Consider the following 20,264-nt stretch of genomic DNA (forward strand, 5'->3'; position numbering starts at 1 on the left):
TTTGAACCATGTACACCGCCCCCTGTAGGAGTGAGCCTGCTCGCGATGAGGCCGGCCCATGCAAAACAATTCCATGCCAGCTAAGCGAAAATCCGCTCACACCCAATACAGCATAAGCGGATTTCCGCTCACCAAAACGTCAAAACCCCTCTAAACCGGCCCTCCTCCCCTTGGCACATCTCCTGCTATAGCCCAAGCAGGCTGCGTTTCAACGCGCTCCACAAAAACAATTAAACGAAGGATCCTTCAATGGATAACTCCAACGCCCTGCCCCTTGGGTCGGCTGCCGTGCCGGCTCAACCAAGAACCACTGCCAGTCGCATCAAATCGATCTTCAGCGGCTCTGTCGGCAACATGGTCGAGTGGTACGACTGGTACGTCTACGCCGCCTTCTCCCTGTACTTCGCCAAGGCCTTTTTCCCGAAAGGCGACACCACCGCGCAACTGCTGAACACCGCCGCGATCTTCGCCGTTGGCTTCCTGATGCGCCCGATCGGTGGCTGGCTGATGGGCCTCTACGCCGACAAGGCCGGTCGCAAACGTGCATTGATGGCCTCGGTCTACCTGATGTGCTTCGGCTCTCTGCTGATCGCCCTGAGCCCGGGTTATGAAACCATCGGCATCGGCGCGCCGATCCTGCTGGTGTTCGCGCGCCTGCTGCAAGGTTTGTCGGTCGGTGGCGAGTACGGCACCTCGGCAACGTACCTCAGCGAGATGGCGACCAAGGAACGTCGCGGCTTCTACTCCAGCTTCCAGTACGTGACCCTGATCTCCGGTCAGCTCATCGCGTTGGCCGTGCTGATCGTGCTGCAACAGACCCTGACCACCGAGCAGCTGTACGCCTGGGGCTGGCGCATCCCGTTCGCCATCGGCGCGCTGTGTGCCGTGGTCGCGCTGTACTTGCGTCGTGGCATGGAAGAAACCGAGTCGTTCAGCAAAAAAGAGAAGGCCAAGGAAAGCGCGATGCGCACCTTGATGCGCCATCCGAAGGAACTGATGACCGTGGTCGGCCTGACCATGGGCGGCACCCTGGCGTTCTACACCTACACCACGTACATGCAGAAATACCTGGTGAACACCGTCGGCATGAGCATCTCCGACTCCACCACCATTTCCGCTGCCACGCTGTTCCTGTTCATGTGCCTGCAACCGATCATTGGCGGGCTCTCGGATAAAGTCGGTCGCCGGCCAATCCTGATTGCCTTCGGTATTCTCGGGACACTGTTCACCGTGCCGATCCTGACCACCCTGCACACCGTGCAGACCTGGTGGGGCGCGTTCTTCCTGATCATGGCAGCGCTGATCATCGTCAGCGGCTACACCTCGATCAACGCAGTGGTCAAAGCCGAACTGTTCCCGACCGAAATCCGCGCCCTGGGCGTCGGCCTGCCGTACGCACTGACCGTGTCGATCTTCGGCGGCACCGCTGAATACATCGCACTGTGGTTCAAGAGCATCGGCATGGAAACCGGTTACTACTGGTATGTCACCGCGTGTATCGCCGTGTCGTTGCTGGTCTACGTGACCATGAAAGACACCCGCAAACATTCGCGGATCGAGACGGACTGAGTCAGCCCGCGCAATAAAAACAGGGGCAGACCTTAACGGGTCTGCCCCTTTTTCATTGTGTCGACACAGAACCCCTGTAGGAGCGAGCCTGCTCGCGATGGCGGCGTCACCTTCAACAAATGGGTTGACTGATACACCGCTATCGCGAGCAGGCTCACTCCCACAATTGGACCGCGTCGCTGGAAATTATCCGCTCGTGCTTGCACCATGGCCCTCTCTCGAGATCCCCAGGAATTTACGCCATGCCCGACGACATCCACTTCTACGAACCCGCCAACGGCCACGGCCTGCCGCATGACCCGTTCAATGCCATCGTCGGCCCGCGTCCCATTGGCTGGATTTCCTCTCAGGATGCCGATGGCCGCCTGAACCTGGCGCCCTACAGCTTCTTCAACGCGTTCAACTACATTCCGCCGATCATTGGTTTTTCCAGTGTCGGGCGCAAAGACAGCCTGAATAACATCGAGCGAACCGGCGAATTCGCCTGGAACCTGGCGACCCGTCCGCTGGCCGAGCAGATGAACCAGTGCTCTGCCATGGTCCCGCCTGAGGTCAACGAGTTCGAACTGTCCGGGCTGACGCCGGTAGTGTCGAAAATCATTCAGGTACCGCGCGTCGCCGAAAGCCCGGTGTCCTTCGAGTGCAAGGTCACGCAGATCATTCAGTTGCAGCGGGCCGACGGGAACGTGGTGCCGAGCTGGCTGATACTTGGCGAAGTGGTCGCCGTGCATATCGCCAAGTGGCTATTGAAGGATGGGGTGTACGACACCGCCGCGGCAGAACCGATTCTGCGCGGCGGCGGGCCAGCGGATTATTTCCAGCTGGGGCCTGAGGCGTTGTTCGAGATGTATCGTCCGGGGGCGGTCAAGTAATTACCAGATCAGGTCGCCGTCTTCGCTGACGTCTTTGAGGTGTGTCAACTGCAGCGCGGCGGCTTCATCGGCCTCGCGGGCAGTTTTGAAGGTCTGTTCTTCGAGCAGCTTGTGAAAGCGCGGTGCACCCGAACCACCGATGGCTTTGGTGGCGATTGCGGCGTTATAACCGCCCTCGCGGGGTACTACGGCAGATACGGCTTCGAAGGTTTCAAAGGCTTTGCGTGCCATGTCGTGGATCCTGGCTGAATGGAGAATTGAGCCATTAAACCCTCAACCCGCCATTTTGTGTACCCACGACTGGGACTGCCCCTGCGCTTGGGCGGCCGACACGTCCTTGAAGGTATGAAAATCCAGGCTGTTGACCACCAGATCCTGCACTAACCCGGCAAAAATCTGCATGGCCGGGGTGCTGAAATAAGCAGTCATGGCCTGCTGGTTCATCCAGAAACCGGACACCAGCCACAACTCTGGATCGCATTGCGAATGCTGCAGGGAAAAACTCAGGCAACCCGGTGCGCTGCGAGACGGCTCGATCAAGGCGCTGAGGCGCGCGCCGAGCTCCGCCGAACGCCCGGCGCGGGCGCGGACAAAGGCCATATGACTGACGGGGATCTGCGTAGACATGGTTAACCCTCCCAGGTACTCGAGTGGCAGCCGTGGGACGGGCTGCGACAGGATCCAAGATTAAGCGCCCAGGTGCCGCGCCGTTAGTCGATTCCTGCCGGCTTGTTGCACAATCCTGCGAAGCTACACCCCTTCACCTGTAACAACGTGTGAATCCTGTACCAGGGCTGAAACACGACTTTCAAGCAAGTTTTCCCCGGCTTGCTCAGCTACAGAGGCACCTTTAATTCACGCCATGCAGAATCAGGCAAGCTTGAGGCAGGATGTGTCTACCGCTTTGTCTTGCACAAATTTAAGCTCAGCTCATTACCAACGCCTTGCCGAGGATGCCTAGCATGTCGTCGCTCGATCATTTTCAAGCCCCACTGGACGCCGACATGGAGAAACAGCGGGCGGAACTGGCCGCCATCATCCGTCGTAACACCACGGAGGATGGCAATTATGCGACTGCCATCGGCTCCCTGTTCATGTCCAAACACAGCAAGTCCCATGACTTTGCCCCGGTGCTGGCGCAACCGGCGCTGTGCATCATGGCGCAGGGCCGTAAAGAGGTCAGGCTGGCCGATGAATACTTCAATTACGATCCGCTGAATTACCTGGTGGTGTCGGTCTCGATGCCATTGAGCGGACGTGTGGTGAACGTCACGTCTGAAGAACCGATCCTCGCGGTGCGGCTGGATATTGATCCGGCAGAAATCACTGCATTGATTGCCGATGCCGGTCCTCTCGGTGTGCCCACCCGGCCGACGGGACGCGGCTTGTATGTCGAACGGATCGACACCGCAATGCTCGACGCGGTGTTGCGCCTGGCACGCTTGCTGGATGCACCGAAAGACATCGCCATGCTCGCACCGCTGATTCGCCGGGAAATCCTGTATCGACTCTTGCGCAGCCAGCAGGGTTATCGGCTGTACGAAATCGCTATCGCTAACAGTCAGAGCCATCGCATCAGCCAGGCGATCAAATGGCTCAACGGCAACTATGAACAGCCGCTGCGCATCGATGATCTGGCGAAGGAAGTGAACCTGAGTGTGTCGACGTTGCATCACCGCTTCAAGGCGATGACGGCGATGAGTCCGTTGCAGTATCAGAAGCAACTGCGCCTGCAAGAAGCGCGACGGTTGATGTTGGCGGAAGGCCTGGAGGCTTCGGCAGCGGGGTATCGGGTGGGGTATGAAAGCCCCTCGCAATTCAGCCGGGAGTACAGCCGATTGTTTGGGGCTCCGCCGTTAAGGGATTTGGCGCGGTTGCGGTTGACGGTCTGATCTGATTTTTGCAGTGATTTTGCCGGCCCCATCGCGAGCAGGCTCACTCCTACAGTGGATCTCCAGTGAACACAGAATTTGTGAACACCTCAGATCAAGTGTAGGAGTGAGCCTGCTCGCGATGAGGCCAGCAATGACAATATCAAATCCGGATCAGGCGCCGAGTACGCGACAAGCCTCAGCCGGCAACGTCACCGACACCGGATTGCCAATGCTCAACCCAAAACCCTGACACGGCGTGCTCAACGCCGTAAACGAAACCCCGGAACACTCCACGGTCGTCTCAATCGTCGCGCCAATGTCGCGCACGAACGTCACCTTACCGAGCAACCGATTCCCCGCCGTCGCCTGCGGATGCGAAAGTTGCAGGTCCTCAGGGCGAATCAGCATTTTGACTTTCTCACCGACCACGATGCTGCTGCAGATCGGCACTTCCAGCGCATCGCCACCCGGCAACCCAACCTTCCCGTTGCCCAGTGCCGTGGCCGGGAAAATATTCCCCGAACCGATAAAGTCCGCGACAAATTCATTGGCCGGGTGACGATAAATCTCAATCGGCGTGCCCACTTGCTGCACGCGATGTTCACCCAATACCACGACGATATCCGCCATGGTCATGGCTTCACGCTGGTCGTGGGTCACCATGATGGTGGTGATGTTCAGGCGTTGTTGCAGTTGACGGATTTCCACCTGCATCGATTCACGCAGCTTGGCGTCCAGCGCCGACAACGGCTCATCCAGCAGCAGGATTTTTGGTCGAGAAGCAATCGCCCGGGCAATCGCCACGCGCTGACGCTGACCGCCGGAGAGTTTTGCCACCGGACGATCAATCATTTCCTGCAACTGAATCAGCTCCAGCAACTCCACCACTCGCGCCTGCTGATCAGCCTTGCTGACGCCACGCAGTTTCAGCGGATAGGCGATGTTCTCCCCTACCGTCATGTGCGGAAACAGCGCCAGCGATTGAAACACCATGCCGAAATTGCGTTGATGCGCCGGTGTGTGGCCGATGTCTTCACCGTCCAGGCGAATCTCGCCGCCGCTCAGGGTTTCGAGCCCTGCAATCATTCGCAGCAACGTGGTTTTGCCGCAGCCCGACGGGCCGAGAAAACACACCAGTTTGCCCTCAGGCAAATGCAGGTTTACATCCTTTACCGCGCAGGCCGAGCCGTAATGTTTCTCGACGTTTTCCAGAATCAGACCAGTCATGTTGCACCTCAAGAATCAGAACGAAACGCCACCTTCACCAACCAGCTTCTCCAACGCCCAGATCAGGACGAAGTCGATCAGCACGATCAGCACGGCAAACGAGAAAACGGTAGGGTCGAGCGAAGACACGGTGCGGCTGTACATCCAGATCGGCACGGTCATGACGTCGATGGTGTAGAGGAAGTAGGTCACGGTGAATTCGTTGAACGAGACGATGAACGCCAGCAGCATCCCCGCCAGAATCCCCGACTTCATCAGTGGCACCACCACATCGACAATCGCCCGGGTCGGTGAAGCGCCAAGCATCTGCGCGGCTTCTTCGACTTCGCTGCCGATGGAGAGCATCGCCGCGGTGCAGTTTTTCACCACGAACGGTAACGCCAGGATCACGTGGGCAATCACCAGTCGTGAGGTGGTCATCTGGAACGGCAGGCTGTCGAACACCAACAGCAACGCCAGCCCCAACACCACCATCGGAAACACCAGCGGCAGCGACATCAGTTGCAGCGCCACGGCTTTGCCGCGGAACTCACAGCGGGTCAGGGCATAGGCGGCCGGTACCGCGACTATCGTTGCGAACACCATGGTCAGGCACGCCACCATCAGGCTGGTGGTCATGGCCTTGCCGAGGCTCAGCACATCGCTGGCATCCGGCGACACGAAGGTGTGCCAGGCAGCCTTGTACCATTGCAGGCTGTAGCTGCTCGGCGGGAAGTCGAGGTTCGACGCACCGCTGAACGACATCACGATCATGGTCAGGATCGGCAACACCGCCAGCAGCAGGATGAAGCCCGACAGGATGCCGGCAAACTTGCCGGTCTCGCCGGGCAGCAGCCCATAACGTTTCTTGATCAGGGTGCTCATTGGGAAGCCTCCAGCATGCGCCGACGACGGCCAGTGATGTATTCGGACAAGGTCATGATCGCGAGCGTGGTGACAATCAACACCACACCGGCAGCGGAGGCGGCAGGCCAGTTCATCAGCGGGGCGATCTGGTCATGGACCATCACGGCCAGCATCGGCACGCGTCGGCCACCGAGCAGCAATGGCACCACGAAACTGCTGGCGTTGTAGGCGAATACCAACGTCGCACCCGTGATGATCCCCGGCATGCTCATCGGCAGCACCACCTGACGGAACACCTGCAAACGGCTGGCACCCAGCGTTGCGGCAGCTTCTTCGTAAGTACGAGCGACGCCGCGCATGGCGCTGGCAATCGGCAGCACGGCCAACGGGAACGCGGTTTGCACCAGGCCCATCAGTACGCCGTTCTGGTTGTAGAGCAACATGATCGGGCGCTTGATCAGGCCCAGGCCCATCAGTGCCTGGTTGAGCATCCCGCCCGGGCCCAGAATCACCAGCCAGCCGTAGCTTTGCAGCAACAGGTTGACCAGCAATGGCAGCAGCACCGCGGCGAGGAAGATCCGTCGCACGAACGGTGAGGTCAGCCGCGACATGGTGTAGGCCACCGGGATCGCCAACACGACCGCGATCACCGCGCTGATCAAGGCCAGACGCAGGGTCAGCAGCAAGGATTTGAGGTAATACGGTTCCAGCAATTGGGCGTAACTGGCCAGGCTGAACCCGGTCCATTCCGCGCCTTTGGTGCCCACGCTCATGCGCAGTACCAGCAGGCTGGCGGCGATCAGTACGCCCAGAAACAGCATCGACGGCGAAAGGAAAAACCAGGCACGCGTCGTCGGCGAAACACCCCGATTGACGCGCACAGGAGCGGCGGCGACCGGATGAGTCAGAGGTTGGTGTTCCATAGCAAGGGTCTCGTCAATGGAAAGCAGCTGACAAACACAGGTCCTCAGGACACCCCGGCCCCTTGTAGGAGTGAGCCTGCTCGCGATAGCGGTGTATCAGTCGACATCAATGCTGAATGTCAGTCCGCAATCGCGAGCAAGCTCGCTCCCACAGGGGATCTTCAGTGGCTGAAGATCCTGTGTTTGTCACTCGATCAGGAAGAAAAGATTTCCGTGTAACGACGAATCCATTGGTCATGCACGGTGGCCAGGAAGGCGTTGTCGTGCATGATCGCCTTCTCGGCAATCTGCTCAGGCGTGAGGATGTACGGGCTCTTGCGTGCTTCGGCGGAGATGATCGCCTTGGCGTTGACCGGACCGTTGTAGATGTCCTCAGCCATCTTGCCCTGCACCAGCGGGTCCAGAGAGTGGTTGATGAAGGCGTACGCCATGTCGGTGTCGCCCGGACGGTTCTTCGGCATCACCGAGAGCATCAGGTCGGTGTAGAAACCTTCCTTCATGCCGAACGTGGCGCCCAGGCCGTAGGCCGGATCGCGGATCTGTTTCGGGAAGAATGCCGGTGCGTACAGGCCGCCCATGTCCAGGGAGCCGGTACGGAACAGTTCGGCGATCTGGTTCGGGTTCTCACCCAGGGTCACTACGCGGTCTTTCAGCTCGGCGAGCTTCTTGAAGCCAGGCTCGATGTTGTGTTCGTCACCACCGGCCAGTTTGGCGGCGATGATGATCAGGTCCATCGCTTCGGTCCAGTTTGGCGGCGGCAGGAAGATGTTCGGCGCCAGCTCTGGGTCCCAGAGGGCGGCGTAACTGGTCGGGGCTTCTTTCTGGGTACGGGTGCTGTAAACCAGGCTGTTGCACCAGAGCAGATAACCGATACCGTGGCCATTGGCGCCGGTGCGGTATTTTTCCGGTACGTCGACCAGGTTCGGAATGCGGTTGAGGTCGGGCTTTTCCAGCAGGTTGGCGGCGGCCAGACCTTCGGCACCGACGCCTGCCAGGGTGATGATGTCGTACTGCGGACGATCACCGCCGGCCTTGAGTTTGGCGACCATTTCCGAGGTACTGCCGGTACGGTCAGCGATGACCTTGCAGCCGTACTTGTCTTCGAAGGTTGCCGCGATGTTGCGCAAGGCTGCCAAGCCGGTGTCATCGGACCAGGTCAGCAAACGCAGGGTTTTGCCCGCAAAGCGTGTGTCGCTGGCATTAGCCTTGATGAACGGCATGCTCATGGCGGCCGCTGCCACCGAGGCTACGCCTACGGTTTTGATGAATTGACGTCTGTTCAGATCATGCTCGCCCATTACGGACTCCCTTTGTTTTTGTAGGTATGAGGCTGGTCGCAACCGTTGCATCTGCGCCGCCAGATCTGCTTCAAGCCCCCGTATTCACGGGGTTTGCGCTGAGCCGACGGGTTCATCCTGAGGTCGTGTAAAACACCTGACTATCGATAAAAACTCATTGAAGCCATGACGCCAGCGCATGCCTCATGACGAGGCATGCGCTGACCCTTTTCGAGCCGTCAGACCGCTCGAATCACGTGTTTGATTTCCTGGAAAGCCTGCAAGCCCCACGGCCCCAATTCGCGGCCGATGCTGCTCTGTTTGTAGCCACCCCAAGCGGTCTGCGGGAAGATCACTTGCGGCGCGTTGATCCACACAAGCCCCGCCTGCAAAGCGTTGGCGACCCGATCTGCCGCGTCGGCGTCACGGGTGACCACGCTGGCCACCAGACCGAACTGGCTGTCGTTGGCCAAGGCAATCGCCTCGGCTTCGGAGGCAAAACTGCGTACGCAGATCACCGGACCGAAAATCTCTTCACACCACAGCGCACTGTCGAGGGGCACTTCGGTGAAAATCGTCGGCTGCAAAAAATAGCCGCGCGACAGATCTGCAGGACGATTGCCGCCGCAAACCAGCTTGGCGCCAGCACTCAAACCGCGATCGATGTGACCGAGCACGCGTTGGTATTGCGCTTGGTTGACCAGTGCGCCCATTTCCACGTTCGGGTCGAACGGGTCGGCCACGCGAATGGCTTCGGCACGGACCTTCAAACGGATGAGGAATTCGTCCGCCAGTGCATCGGCGATCAGCACGCGGCTGGTGGCCGAACACATCTGCCCGGCGTTGAAGAAACCGCCGCCACAGGCCACTTCCACGGCCAGTTCGATGTCTGCGTCTTTGAGCACCAGCAGCGAGGATTTGCCGCCCAGTTCCAGGCTCACGCCCTTCACGGTTTCTGCTGCACGCTGCATCACCTGCACGCCGACGGCGTTGCTGCCGGTGAAGGAAATCTTGGCGATGCGCGGGTCGGCCGACAACGGCGCGCCGACCGCCAGGCCCGTGCCGCAGACCAGGTTGAACACGCCCTTGGGCAGACCGGCCTCGGCGATGATCTTCGCCAGTTCCAGCTCCGGCAGCGGTGTCACTTCGGACGGCTTGAGTACCACGCAGCAACCGGCGGCCAGGGCCGGGGCGAGTTTCCAGGCGGTGGTGACCATCGGGAAGTTCCACGGCACGATCAGGCCAACCACACCGCACGGCTCGCGGCGCACACGAGCGCTGAAGTCGTCGGTTGGCAGCTCGACATTGCTGTCTTGCTTGGCATCGAGACCTTCGGCCAAGCCTGCGTAGTACTCGAAGGTGGCGATCACGTCGTCGACATCGATGGCGGCTTCAAACAGCGGCTTGCCGTTGTTGCTCGACTGCAAATGCATCAACTGTTCACGACCGGCCTGCACGCCCGCAGCAATTTTGCGCAGGATCGCACCGCGCTCGGCACCGGTGGTTTTCGACCAGTCGGCGAAGGCTGTGGTCGCAGCCGTGACGGCTTGTTCGACAGAGCACTCATCGCCGCCATTCACGGTGGTCAACAAGGCTTCGGTCGCCGGGTTGATCACGCGCAGGTGTTCATTGCCCGCCGACCATTGGCCATTGATGTAGAGGCCGTCGAGAGTAGTTGGAAAACTCATTTCGACACCGCCTTCATCCACTGGGTCTGATCGATTTCAATCAGGGTCGGGCCCTGGCGATCAGCGGCGGCGCGCAGTGCGCTGCGCAGTTGCTCGACACCGCAGACGGCTTCGGCTTCACAGCCCAGCGCCTTGGCCACGCCGATGAAATCCGGGGTGTAGATGTCGACGCCAACCGGCTCGATGGCGCGGTTGACCATGTATTTCTTGATCTCTTCGTAGCCCTGGTTATTCCACAGCAGGACGATCACCGGGGTGCGCGCTTCAACGGCGCTGGCCAGTTCCGGCAGGGTAAATTGCAGGCCGCCGTCGCCGATCAGGCACACCACTGGAGGACGCGAACCGCCCTCGACGCTGCCGCCGAGCCAGGCGCCGATGGCTGCCGGCAAGGCGTAACCGAGGGTGCCGTAACCGGTGGACGAGTTGAACCAGCGACGCGGGCGCTCCGGGTTGAACGTCAGGTTGCCGGTGTACACCGGTTGGGTCGAATCGCCGACGAAAACGGCCTCTGGCAATTCGTGCAAGACGGTTTCCAGGAAACGGGTCTGGGCCAGGGTCGGCGCGTCCCAGGTGGCGGCCAGTTCATCGCGCAAGCGTGCGGCACGGACCTGGCCCCAATCGTTACGGCGCTCGGCCAGCGAGTGGTGGGACAGTTCGCTCAGCAAGGCTTGGGCGGCGTTGCGCGAGTCGGCAACCAATGCGACTTTCGGCGGGTAGTTGCGCACGGTCTGGTCGGGGTCGATGTCCACACGCAGCAGCACGCCAGGAATCTCGAAACCGCCAGCAAAGGTCACGTCGTAATCGGTCTCGGCCAGTTCGGTGCCGATCGCCAACACCACGTCAGCTTCAGCCACCAAAGCGCGAGTCGCGACCAGGCTTTGGGTCGAGCCGATCAGCAGTGGATGGTTGGATTCGAGCATGCCTTTGGCATTGATGGTCAGGGCCACCGGGGCGTCCAGCAATTCGGCCAGTTCAGTCAACTCGGCGGCGGCATCGATGGCGCCGCCACCGGCGAGAATCAGTGGGCGCTTGGCACCGGCCAGCAGCGCGGTCATGCGGCTGATTGCACTCGGCGAGGCACCGGCACGGTCGATGTTCACCGGTACGCTGGCGAGCAGGTCATCGGCCTCTTCTACCAATACGTCCAACGGAATTTCGATGTGAACCGGACGCGGACGGCCGGCCTGGAACAAGGCAAAAGCACGCGCCAGGACGACCGGCAATTCAGCCGCCGACATCAAGGTGTGGGAGAACGCCGCAACGCCACCAACCAATGCGCTCTGGTTTGGCAGCTCGTGCAGCTTGCCGCGACCGCCGCCCAACTGGCTGCGCGATTGCACGCTGGAGATCACCAGCATCGGGATCGAGTCGGCGTAGGCCTGGCCCATGGCGGTGGTGATGTTGGTCATGCCAGGGCCGGTGATGATGAAGCACACACCCGGTTTGCCGCTGGTGCGAGCGTAACCGTCGGCCATGAAACCGGCGCCCTGTTCGTGACGCGGAGTGACGTGGTTGATGCTCGAACGGGCCAGCCCGCGATACAGCTCCACGGTGTGAACCCCGGGAATGCCGAACACCTGCTCAACCCCGTAATCTTCGAGTAACTTGACCAATACTTCGCCGCACGTCGCCATGTCTTTGCCCTTTTTGTTCGTTTGAGACGCCGGACCTGCGCAGTGTTTATGATGAGTGGGCAGGTCCAGGGATGGCCTCATTGGAACGGGCGACACGTAGCCGCAACAATGGATAAAAAGTCATACTAGCCATGTCCTCACGTCATACCTTGGATCCCAATGAAACGATTGCCTCCCCTGCCGGCGCTGCACACTTTTCTGATTACCGCGCAGTGCTGCAACTTCACCCGTGCTGCCGAACAGCTGTACATCACCCAAGGTGCGGTGAGTCGGCAGATCGCCGGGCTGGAAGAACATCTGGGTTATGAACTGTTCATTCGCCAGGCCCGGGGCCTTGACCTGACCGCCGAAGGACGGGAATGGCTGCCACGGGTCCAGCAGATTTTCGGCTTGATCGACGAGGCGGTGGAGCAGATCGGCGAGAAGCGCGAAACCCTGCAACTCAAGGCCCCGACGTGTGTCATGCGCTGGCTGTTGCCGCGGCTGCTGCAGTGGCAACGGGAGCGCCCGGATGTGCCGGTGGAATTGACCACCACGGTCAAGCACGGCGTGGATTTTCATCGCGAGCAGTTCGATGCAGCGGTGATGTACGGCGCACCGCCGGACAGCGCGCTGGCCTCCTTTCATTTGTTCGATGAGCAACTGACACCGGTCTGCTCCAAACCTCTACTGGAAGGTCCAGTGCCGCTGATGACGCCGGAGGATCTGGAGCAGCACATGTTGCTGCACCCGACACGGGATGAACGGGACTGGAAGGCCTGGCTGGCCACTGCGGATATTCGCTTGAGCAATGTCGGCAAGGGTCAGCATTTCGAAACGCTGGACCTGGCGATGTCGATGGCGTCCCAGGGGACAGGCGTGGCGATCGGCGATTGGTCGTTGATTGGCGATGACCTGAGTGCCGGGCGGCTGGTCATGCCGTTTGAATTGAAGGTGAAGACCGGGTTGGCGTATTACCTGGTTTTCCCCGAAAAACCCGGGCCTTCGCCGAAGTTGAGGGAATTGATGGGGTGGTTGGTGGAGCAGGCTCAGGCGCGGTGAAAGTGGTGTGTCAGGTAGATCCACCCCTCACCCCAGCCCTCTCCCCAGAGGGGAGAGGGAGCAGATCGGGGGCTTTTCAAAATCTGAGTTCGACTCGGAATTTCAGGTCGATGTAACTCGAAAGAACACCTCGGTCAGTCCCCTCGCCCCTCTGGGGAGAGGGTTAGGGTGAGGGGTGGTTTTCAGCTCAATAACCGACGGTGAACCGTTGCCGAGGATGCTCCGGCGCTTCCACTTCATCAATCATCGCAATCGCATAATCGGCAAACGTAATCCAGCTACGCCCCGCACTGCTCACCAGCAAATCATCCTTGCCGATCCGAAACGTCCCCGTGCGCTCACCTTCGACAAACTCTGCCGACGGCGACACAAAGGTCCAGTCCAGCTCTTTTTCCTGCCGCAGATTTTCCAGAAACAGCGCACCGGCACTCGCCTCAGCCTTGTACGCCTGAGGAAACCCCTCGCTGTCGATAACGCGGGTTCCGTCCGGTAGCAACAGCGAACCGGCACCGCCCACCACCAGCAGACGTTTTACGCCGGCCTTCTGCAACGGCTCGATGACGGCGCAGGCAGGAAGGGTCGCGAAGTGCGCAGCACTGATCACCACGTCATGGCCCGCGACAGCCGCTTGCAACGCTTCGGCGTCGAGGGCATCGACATTCTTGGCGACCACACCGGCGCGCTGGCCGATCTTCGAGGTGTCGCGGGCGATCGCGGTAACGCTGTGACCACGACGCAGGGCTTCTTCCAGCAGTTGGCTACCGGCACGACCGGTGGCACCAATGATTGCGATATTGCTCATGACGTTCTCCAGTTGGCTTGGGTGTATCCGTTAACTTGCTCATAAACGCCCCCTGGTAGGAGCTGTCGAGTGCAACGAGGCTGCGATCTTTTGATCTTAAAGTTTGCAGAGCTAGGCAAAGATCAAAAGATCGCAGCCTCGTTGCACTCGACAGCTCCTACAGGGTCACGTGAATTCGATACAACGTGGGCGAGTTACCACTTCATCTCGCCCTTGGCGACTTTGGCGCTCAGTTCAAGCGAACTTTCTTCACCCAGCTTCGGGTAGCGTTTTTTCATCGCGGCGATCAGCGCGGCAGCGTCCTTTGCCTTGGCAGTTTCTTCGTCGAACGCCTTGATGTAATCGGCGGTGAACTGCACGGCGGCCAGCGAACGGGCGCTCTCACCGAGGTAATGACCCGGTACGATGGTTTTCGGTTTCAGGGTTTCGATGGCGTGCAATGTGGTCAGCCAATCGGCGTGGGACTGCGGCGTCTGGGTGTCGGCCATCCACACGTGGATGTTTTGCGCGACGACAACGCCACCGACCACAGCCTTGATCGACGGAATCCAGACAAAGGTGCGATCCGGTTGCTTGCCGTCCAACCCCACCACCTGCAACTTCTGCCCTTCGAGCATCAGGCTGTCGCCGTTGAGTACCTGCGGCACGATGGTTTTGGCAGGCACGTCGGTGCCCATTTTCGGCCCCCAGAACGCCAGTTTGCCGCCGACGGTTTTCTGGATGTGATCCACTGTTGGCTGCGAGGCGAGCACTTTGGCATTGGGGAATGCGGCGGTCAGGGTATCGAGGCCGAAGTAGTAATCCGGATCACCGTGGCTGATGTAGATGGTGGTGAGTTGCTTGCCGCTGGCGCGGATCTTTTCGACCACTTGCTCGGCCTGGGATTTGCCAAATTGGGCATCCACCAAAATCGCGTCTTTCTCGCCGCTGACCAACACCGAGGTCACCGGGAAAATCGCCTTGTCGCCCGGGTTGTAGACGTCCAGGGTCAGGCTCGACGCTGCCGCTGCGTGGGCGGCGAAACCGAGGGTGGCGGTGGCCAGCAAAATACGTTTAAGCGAGGTGAAGCCGATCATCTGTTGCTCCGTTGTCCGAATGCCGTGCTTGGCGATGGTTCTGTAGGAGCTGTCGAGTGAAACGAGGCTGCGATNNGCGATCTTTTGATCTTGCCTTTACAAGATCGCAGCCTCGTTTCACTCGACAGCTCCTACAGGGAACAGAGCTTAGTTGCATGACTCAGTACAAAAAATGCGATGCTGGGACATAGTTTGTTTCTGAAAGTGAGCAAATGATGGATCGTCTACAAGCAATGCGGGTGTTCGTCACGGTGGTTGACCTCGGCAGCCAGTCGGCCGCCGCCGATCACCTGGACCTGTCACGCCCCGTGGTTTCGCGCTATCTGGCGGAGCTGGAGGATTGGGTCGGCGCACGCCTGATGCACCGCACCACGCGCAAGTTGAGCCTGACCGCCGCCGGCAGTGAAATCCTGCCCCGTTGTCGGCAGATGCTCGACCTGTCCACGGACATGCAGGCCGCCGTCAGCGAACCGGACGATGCGCCGCGCGGCCTGCTGCGGATCAGTGTCAGCACTTCGTTTGGCCAGGCACAACTGGCGGATGCCATGGCCGCTTATGTCAAACGTTACCCTGGCGTCAGCATCGATATGCAGATGCTCGACCGCACGGTGAACCTGGTGGATGAGCGCATCGATCTGGCGATCCGCACCAGCAACGACCTGGACCCGAACCTGATTGCGCGGCGGCTGACGGTCTGCCGCTCGGTGATCTGCGCCTCCCCCGCGTATCTGCTCGAACACCCGACACCGCTGCGGGTCGAGGATCTGAGCCAGCACAATTGCCTGACCCACTCCTACTTCGGCAAAAGCCTCTGGCATTTCGAGGAGGACGGCGAGCAGGTGTCAGTGCCAGTGCAGGGCAACATCAGCGCCAACGAAGCCAGCACGCTGTTGCGCGCGGCGATGGCCGGCGCCGGGGTGGCGATGCTCCCCAGTTATCAGGCCGGCGTGCATATCCACAGCGGCGAACTGATCCGCCTGCTGCCCCACGCCGAACCCCGGCAGATGAATGTTTACGCGGTGTATGCCTCACGCAAACACATGCCGGCGGCGTTGCGCAGCATGCTGGATTTTCTGGTGCTCAGATTCCCGGAAGAGCCGGATTGGGATATCGGCCTGTAAACCGATCAAAAATGTAGGAGTGAGACCGGCTTGCCGGCGATAGCGATTGTCCATCCAACAACTATGTCGACTGAACCACTGCTATCGCGAGCAGGCTCACTCCTACATGGGACATCAGTGTTCTGAATGTCGGGGTAGATGCAGCGGAACCGTTGGTGGCAACTCACTGGCGCTGACCTATGCTCAAAGTAATACCGAAGGGTATTCGTTCAGAGGTCAACGCCATGAACATCAAAACAAGAAGATACCTCGCGATTTTCATCACCTGCGCGGCCACGCTCGCGCTGTATGGCACCGCGGCCTGGCGCGTCGAGCAGTTGCGACAACTGCCCCGTGAATACGCGAGCTGCAACTTCGAACGCTGCATTCCCCACAACGCGACCCTCAATGCCCTCAAGTAACGAAGGGGATCAGGCCTCGTTGTCCTGATCGGCCTTCAAGCGGTCGCGAAAAGCCTTGGGCGAGATCCCCACTCGACGCCGGAACAGGCGCGTGAAGTTGGTCGGATCAGAGAACCCCAACACGTCGGACATTTCATAAATGGTCATGCTGGTGTAGGTCAGCAAGCGCTTGGCCTCCAGCAATTGACGTTCGTGCATGATCTGCAACGCCGGTTGTCCTGCCAGCTCACGGCAAGTGCCGTTGAGGTGGGACACGGAAATCCCCAGCCGATGGGCCAGATCCTCGACCTTGACGTGTTGGCGATAGGTCTCTTCCACCAGTTGGATAAAACCGTTGAGGTATTCCCGGGCACGCTGCGGACGCTGGCTGGCGTTGCGGCGGGAAATCACCTGGCGGCTGACCCACACCATGATCACGCTGACCAGCGAATGCATGAGCATTTCGCGAGCCGGTTGGTGGCCGGTGTATTCGTCTTGCAGCGCTGAAAACAGGCTGTTGAGGTATTCGCTTTCCTTGCCCGCCGGATAACTTTCGGCCTGGGCCAAGGCGTTCACCGAGTTGCCCAGTTGCGCCTGAAGATGGGCGACCAGCGGCGCGGCAAGCGTCACCACAAACCCTTCGACGTCCTCGGAAAACCGGAAACCGTGAACGGACAGCGGTGGCAGGATCTGGATCGCCGGCTCGGTCAGCTGCGTACGTTTGCCTTCGATTTCAAGCTCTGCCTGACCTTTGAAAACGAAGAGCAACTGGCACAAATCGGCGTGGCGGTGGGGTTTGATTTCCCACTGGTGTTCGCGGCTGCGTTTGGAAATGGTTTCACAGTGCAGCAAGTCCGGGGTCGGCCAATCCAGGCTTTCACCGTAGAGCTTGAACACTGGAATCGAAGGTAGGTCAGGCTTGTTCATCACTTCAATCCAGGCCTCGGGGGTAAGCGGGCGATAATCGCACCGATTGGCAGAATGTACAGGTATCGGCTCAGTTTTCCCCTTCAATTGACAGACTCGCGAGAGAAAAATGCAAGCACTCGATCCATAAAAATTACTCACCGGCCTTGGTCGCGTGAAGCTTGCGAGTCATAAAAACAATGAAAATGCTGAAAACCCAAATCGCCATCATCGGCGCCGGTCCGTCCGGTTTGTTGCTCGGCCAATTGCTGCACAACGCCGGCATCGACACCCTCATTCTCGAACGCCAGACCCCGGACTATGTGCTCGGACGAATCCGGGCCGGCGTCCTCGAACAAGGCATGGTAGAGCTGTTGCGCCAGGCCGGGGTGGGTCAGCGCATGGACGCCGAAGGGCTGGTCCACACAGGCTTCGAACTGGCCCTCGACGCACGCCGCGTACACATCGATCTGCAAGCCCTGACCGGTGGCAAAACGGTGATGATCTACGGTCAGACCGAGGTCACTCGCGACCTGATGGCCGCTCGTCGGGAGGCCGGTGCGCAGACGATTTACGAGGCAAGCAATGTCGTTCCTCACGGGATGAAAACCGAAGAGCCGTTCGTGACTTTTGAGAAGGGCGGCGAGCTGTATCGACTCGATTGCGACTACATCGCCGGGTGCGACGGCTTCCATGGCGTGGCCCGGCAGTCGATTCCTGCCGAGTGCCTGAACGTGTTCGAGCGGGTCTATCCGTTTGGCTGGCTTGGCATCCTCGCGGACACGCCGCCTGTTCAAGAAGAACTGGTCTACGCCCGCCATGAGCGCGGTTTTGCCCTGTGCAGCATGCGTTCGGCCACCCGCACCCGCTATTACCTCCAGGTGCCGGCCGACGAGCACGTCGAGAACTGGTCTGATCAGCGCTTCTGGGATGAACTCAAATCCCGTCTGCCTGGCGCGTTGGCAGCGTCGTTGGTCACTGGGCCTTCTATCGAAAAAAGCATCGCGCCGTTACGCAGTTTTGTCGTCGAACCGATGCAGTACGGGCGGATGTTTTTGGTCGGCGACGCCGCGCACATCGTCCCCCCCACCGGCGCCAAGGGCCTGAACCTGGCGGCCAGCGACGTCAGTACGCTGTTCAACATTCTGCTGAAGGTTTACCGAGAAGGCCGTGTGGATTTGCTGGAGAAGTACTCCGAGGTCTGTTTGCGCCGGGTGTGGAAAGCCGAACGGTTTTCCTGGTGGATGACCTCGATGCTGCACCGCTTTGACGATAACGACGCCTTCAGCCAGCGGATTGCCGAGTCGGAACTGGAGTACTTCGTCGACTCCGAGGCCGGTCGAAAAACCATTGCAGAAAATTACGTCGGCCTTCCATACGAGGCTATCGAATAGCCTGCTATCGACTTACACTGGCGAGCATCCCCGCTCGCCTTGCTCCTTGCGGGTCAATCACTGTCCGCAGGTTCTAACCCGTGACCAATCTCAACCAGCCTGAAACGCCAAAACCGGCCATTCGCAGCGTGTTGATTGCCCTGATGCTGGCAATCTTTCTTGGCGCGCTGGACCAGACCATCGTTGCCGTTTCGATGCCGGCCATTTCCGCACAATTCAAAGACGTCAGCCTGCTGGCCTGGGTGATTTCCGGCTACATGGTGGCGATGACGGTGGCTGTGCCGATCTACGGCAAACTGGGCGATCTGTACGGTCGACGCAAGTTGATGCTGTTTGGCATGGGGCTGTTCACGGTCGCTTCGTTTTTCTGCGGCATGGCCCAGAGCATGGAGCAGTTGGTGCTGGCGCGGATTCTTCAAGGCATCGGTGCTGGCGGGATGATTTCGGTCAGCCAGGCGATCATCGGCGACATCGTGCCGCCCCGGGAGCGAGGCCGCTATCAAGGCTATTTCAGCAGCATGTACGCAGTGGCCAGCGTGGCCGGCCCGGTACTCGGCGGTTACATGACCGAGTACCTGTCGTGGCGCTGGGTATTCTTGATCAATCTTCCGTTGGGCCTCGGTGCCTGGCTGGTGGCCAATCGAACGTTGGTGGGTTTGCCAGTGCCGCAACGCAAACCGATCATCGATTACCTCGGCACGTTGCTGATGATCATCGGCTTGACCGCTTTGTTGCTGGGCATCACCCAGGTCGGTCAGGGCCATTCGTGGCGCAGTGCCGAAGTGCTGGGCCTGCTCGGTTGTGCGGTGTTGATTCTGGCGCTGTTCGTCTGGCATGAACGCCGGGCGCGGGAGCCGCTGCTGCCGATGCATTTGTTCGCCAACCGCAATGCGATCCTGTGCTGGTGCACGATCTTCTTCACCAGTTTTCAGGCGATCTCGTTGATTGTGTTGATGCCGCTGCGCTTCCAGAGCGTTACCGGCGCTGGGGCCGACAGTGCCGCGTTGCACCTGTTGCCGCTGGCGATGGGCTTACCGATCGGTGCGTATTTCGCCGGCCGCCGGACCTCGGTGACCGGACGCTACAAACCCATGATCCTGACGGGCGCCGCGCTCATGCCGTTCTCGATTCTCGGCATGGCGCTCAGTCCTCCCCAGGCATTTGTGCTCAGTAGTTTGTTCATGTTGCTCAGCGGGATCGCTAGCGGCATGCAGTTCCCGACGTCCTTGGTCGGTACGCAGAACTCGGTGGAACAACGGGACATCGGTGTCGCCACCAGCACCACCAACCTGTTCCGCGCCCTGGGCGGTGCAGTGGGTGTCGCGTTGATGTCGGCAATGCTGTTGGCATTGTTGCAGGACTCAAGTTTTGCCCACCTGGCCGGCTCTTCGGTGATTGCCGAGGGCAGTTCGGGGAACGTCTTGCTCGATGGTTTGAGCGCCGCGCCAGGGGATGCGCAAAACGCCTTGCGCGCCGAACTGCTGCTGACTTTCCGGCATTTGCTGATGGTCAGCGCGGCGGTTTCGCTGCTGGGGTTGGCGGCGGCGATTGCCATGCCGAATAGGGTGTTGCGTGGGCGTGAGGATAAGGTTCGATAGACGGACCGAGTCGCGGCCTTCGCGGGCAAGTCGGAC

At 59.9% G+C, this 20,264-nt stretch carries 19 protein-coding genes; 8 read left to right on the plus strand and 11 right to left on the minus strand.

Annotated features, from left to right (window positions below):
* The first annotated feature begins 249 nt into the window (after window positions 1-249).
* Together VD17_RS26865 and VD17_RS26870 are read left to right on the plus strand one after the other, a co-directional pair.
* Window positions 250-1,569 (plus strand): MFS transporter, encoded by a 1,320-nt coding sequence (locus VD17_RS26865; protein WP_046056479.1) that lies wholly within the window; start codon window positions 250-252, stop codon window positions 1,567-1,569.
* 242 nt (window positions 1,570-1,811) lie between these two features.
* Window positions 1,812-2,441: a flavin reductase family protein gene (locus VD17_RS26870; RefSeq protein ID WP_046056480.1), complete on the plus strand. Its 630-nt coding sequence runs from the start codon at window positions 1,812-1,814 to the stop codon at window positions 2,439-2,441.
* On the opposite strand, the gene VD17_RS26875 is transcribed toward VD17_RS26870, so the two are convergent.
* Complete coding sequence (locus tag VD17_RS26875) at window positions 2,442-2,672, minus strand: hypothetical protein (protein WP_033057544.1); 231 nt, start codon at window positions 2,670-2,672, stop codon at window positions 2,442-2,444. It abuts the gene before it with no gap.
* A 42-nt stretch (window positions 2,673-2,714) separates the two neighbouring features.
* Window positions 2,715-3,068 carry an antibiotic biosynthesis monooxygenase family protein gene (locus VD17_RS26880; RefSeq protein WP_046056481.1) on the minus strand — a complete coding sequence of 118 codons (354 nt, stop codon included), beginning with the start codon at window positions 3,066-3,068 and terminating at the stop codon, window positions 2,715-2,717.
* A 335-nt stretch (window positions 3,069-3,403) separates the two neighbouring features.
* On the opposite strand from VD17_RS26880, the gene VD17_RS26885 reads away from it, so the two are divergent.
* A complete protein-coding gene (locus VD17_RS26885) occupies window positions 3,404-4,333 on the plus strand; it encodes an AraC family transcriptional regulator (RefSeq protein WP_033057540.1) in 930 nt (309 codons plus the stop codon).
* Between the two features lie 153 nt (window positions 4,334-4,486).
* Here the strand turns inward: VD17_RS26885 and VD17_RS26890 are convergent, their stop codons facing one another.
* The 6 genes from VD17_RS26890 to VD17_RS26915 form a co-directional block, all read right to left on the minus strand.
* A complete protein-coding gene (locus tag VD17_RS26890; RefSeq protein ID WP_046056482.1) occupies window positions 4,487-5,542 on the minus strand; it encodes an ABC transporter ATP-binding protein in 1,056 nt (351 codons plus the stop codon).
* Window positions 5,543-5,557: 15 nt separating this feature from the next.
* Entirely contained in the window at window positions 5,558-6,406 is an 849-nt protein-coding gene (locus VD17_RS26895) for an ABC transporter permease (protein WP_046056483.1), read from the minus strand.
* The gene (locus tag VD17_RS26900) at window positions 6,403-7,311 is read right to left on the minus strand and encodes an ABC transporter permease (RefSeq protein ID WP_046056484.1); all 909 of its coding nucleotides are present in this window, start codon (window positions 7,309-7,311) and stop codon (window positions 6,403-6,405) included. Before VD17_RS26900 ends, VD17_RS26895 begins: the two co-directional genes overlap by 4 nt.
* Before the next feature lie 194 nt (window positions 7,312-7,505).
* Window positions 7,506-8,609, minus strand: coding sequence for an ABC transporter substrate-binding protein (locus VD17_RS26905; protein ID WP_033057532.1), 1,104 nt, complete (start codon window positions 8,607-8,609; stop codon window positions 7,506-7,508).
* Window positions 8,610-8,827: 218 nt separating this feature from the next.
* Window positions 8,828-10,276: an aldehyde dehydrogenase family protein gene (locus VD17_RS26910; RefSeq protein ID WP_046056485.1), complete on the minus strand. Its 1,449-nt coding sequence runs from the start codon at window positions 10,274-10,276 to the stop codon at window positions 8,828-8,830.
* On the minus strand, window positions 10,273-11,910 hold the full coding sequence (locus VD17_RS26915) for a 5-guanidino-2-oxopentanoate decarboxylase (RefSeq protein WP_046056486.1): 1,638 nt from the start codon (window positions 11,908-11,910) through the stop codon (window positions 10,273-10,275). The genes VD17_RS26910 and VD17_RS26915 overlap by 4 nt, the downstream gene beginning before the upstream one ends.
* A gap of 159 nt (window positions 11,911-12,069) precedes the next feature.
* On the opposite strand from VD17_RS26915, the gene VD17_RS26920 reads away from it, so the two are divergent.
* The gene (locus tag VD17_RS26920) at window positions 12,070-12,951 is read left to right on the plus strand and encodes a LysR substrate-binding domain-containing protein (protein WP_008156058.1); all 882 of its coding nucleotides are present in this window, start codon (window positions 12,070-12,072) and stop codon (window positions 12,949-12,951) included.
* A 187-nt stretch (window positions 12,952-13,138) separates the two neighbouring features.
* Here VD17_RS26920 and VD17_RS26925 read toward each other — a convergent pair whose 3' ends face one another.
* Window positions 13,139-13,753 carry an NAD(P)-dependent oxidoreductase gene (locus tag VD17_RS26925; RefSeq protein ID WP_046056487.1) on the minus strand — a complete coding sequence of 205 codons (615 nt, stop codon included), beginning with the start codon at window positions 13,751-13,753 and terminating at the stop codon, window positions 13,139-13,141.
* A gap of 194 nt (window positions 13,754-13,947) precedes the next feature.
* Complete coding sequence (locus tag VD17_RS26930; RefSeq protein ID WP_046056488.1) at window positions 13,948-14,829, minus strand: MBL fold metallo-hydrolase; 882 nt, start codon at window positions 14,827-14,829, stop codon at window positions 13,948-13,950.
* A gap of 215 nt (window positions 14,830-15,044) precedes the next feature.
* On the opposite strand from VD17_RS26930, the gene VD17_RS26935 reads away from it, so the two are divergent.
* Together VD17_RS26935 and VD17_RS26940 are read left to right on the plus strand one after the other, a co-directional pair.
* Window positions 15,045-15,950, plus strand: coding sequence for a LysR family transcriptional regulator (locus VD17_RS26935; protein WP_080932081.1), 906 nt, complete (start codon window positions 15,045-15,047; stop codon window positions 15,948-15,950).
* Between the two features lie 224 nt (window positions 15,951-16,174).
* Window positions 16,175-16,351 (plus strand): hypothetical protein, encoded by a 177-nt coding sequence (locus tag VD17_RS26940; protein ID WP_170206612.1) that lies wholly within the window; start codon window positions 16,175-16,177, stop codon window positions 16,349-16,351.
* A 9-nt stretch (window positions 16,352-16,360) separates the two neighbouring features.
* On the opposite strand, the gene VD17_RS26945 is transcribed toward VD17_RS26940, so the two are convergent.
* Window positions 16,361-17,257 carry a helix-turn-helix domain-containing protein gene (locus tag VD17_RS26945; RefSeq protein ID WP_033057522.1) on the minus strand — a complete coding sequence of 299 codons (897 nt, stop codon included), beginning with the start codon at window positions 17,255-17,257 and terminating at the stop codon, window positions 16,361-16,363.
* Window positions 17,258-17,445: 188 nt separating this feature from the next.
* Here VD17_RS26945 and pobA point away from each other — a divergent pair, with 188 nt between their 5' ends.
* Entirely contained in the window at window positions 17,446-18,630 is a 1,185-nt protein-coding gene (pobA, locus tag VD17_RS26950) for a 4-hydroxybenzoate 3-monooxygenase (RefSeq protein WP_185753230.1), read from the plus strand.
* A gap of 80 nt (window positions 18,631-18,710) precedes the next feature.
* The gene (locus VD17_RS26955; protein WP_046056492.1) at window positions 18,711-20,228 is read left to right on the plus strand and encodes an MDR family MFS transporter; all 1,518 of its coding nucleotides are present in this window, start codon (window positions 18,711-18,713) and stop codon (window positions 20,226-20,228) included.
* Window positions 20,229-20,264 lie beyond the last annotated feature (36 nt).

The organism is Pseudomonas fluorescens (genome assembly GCF_000968015.1).
GTDB lineage: Bacteria > Pseudomonadota > Gammaproteobacteria > Pseudomonadales > Pseudomonadaceae > Aquipseudomonas > Aquipseudomonas fluorescens_W.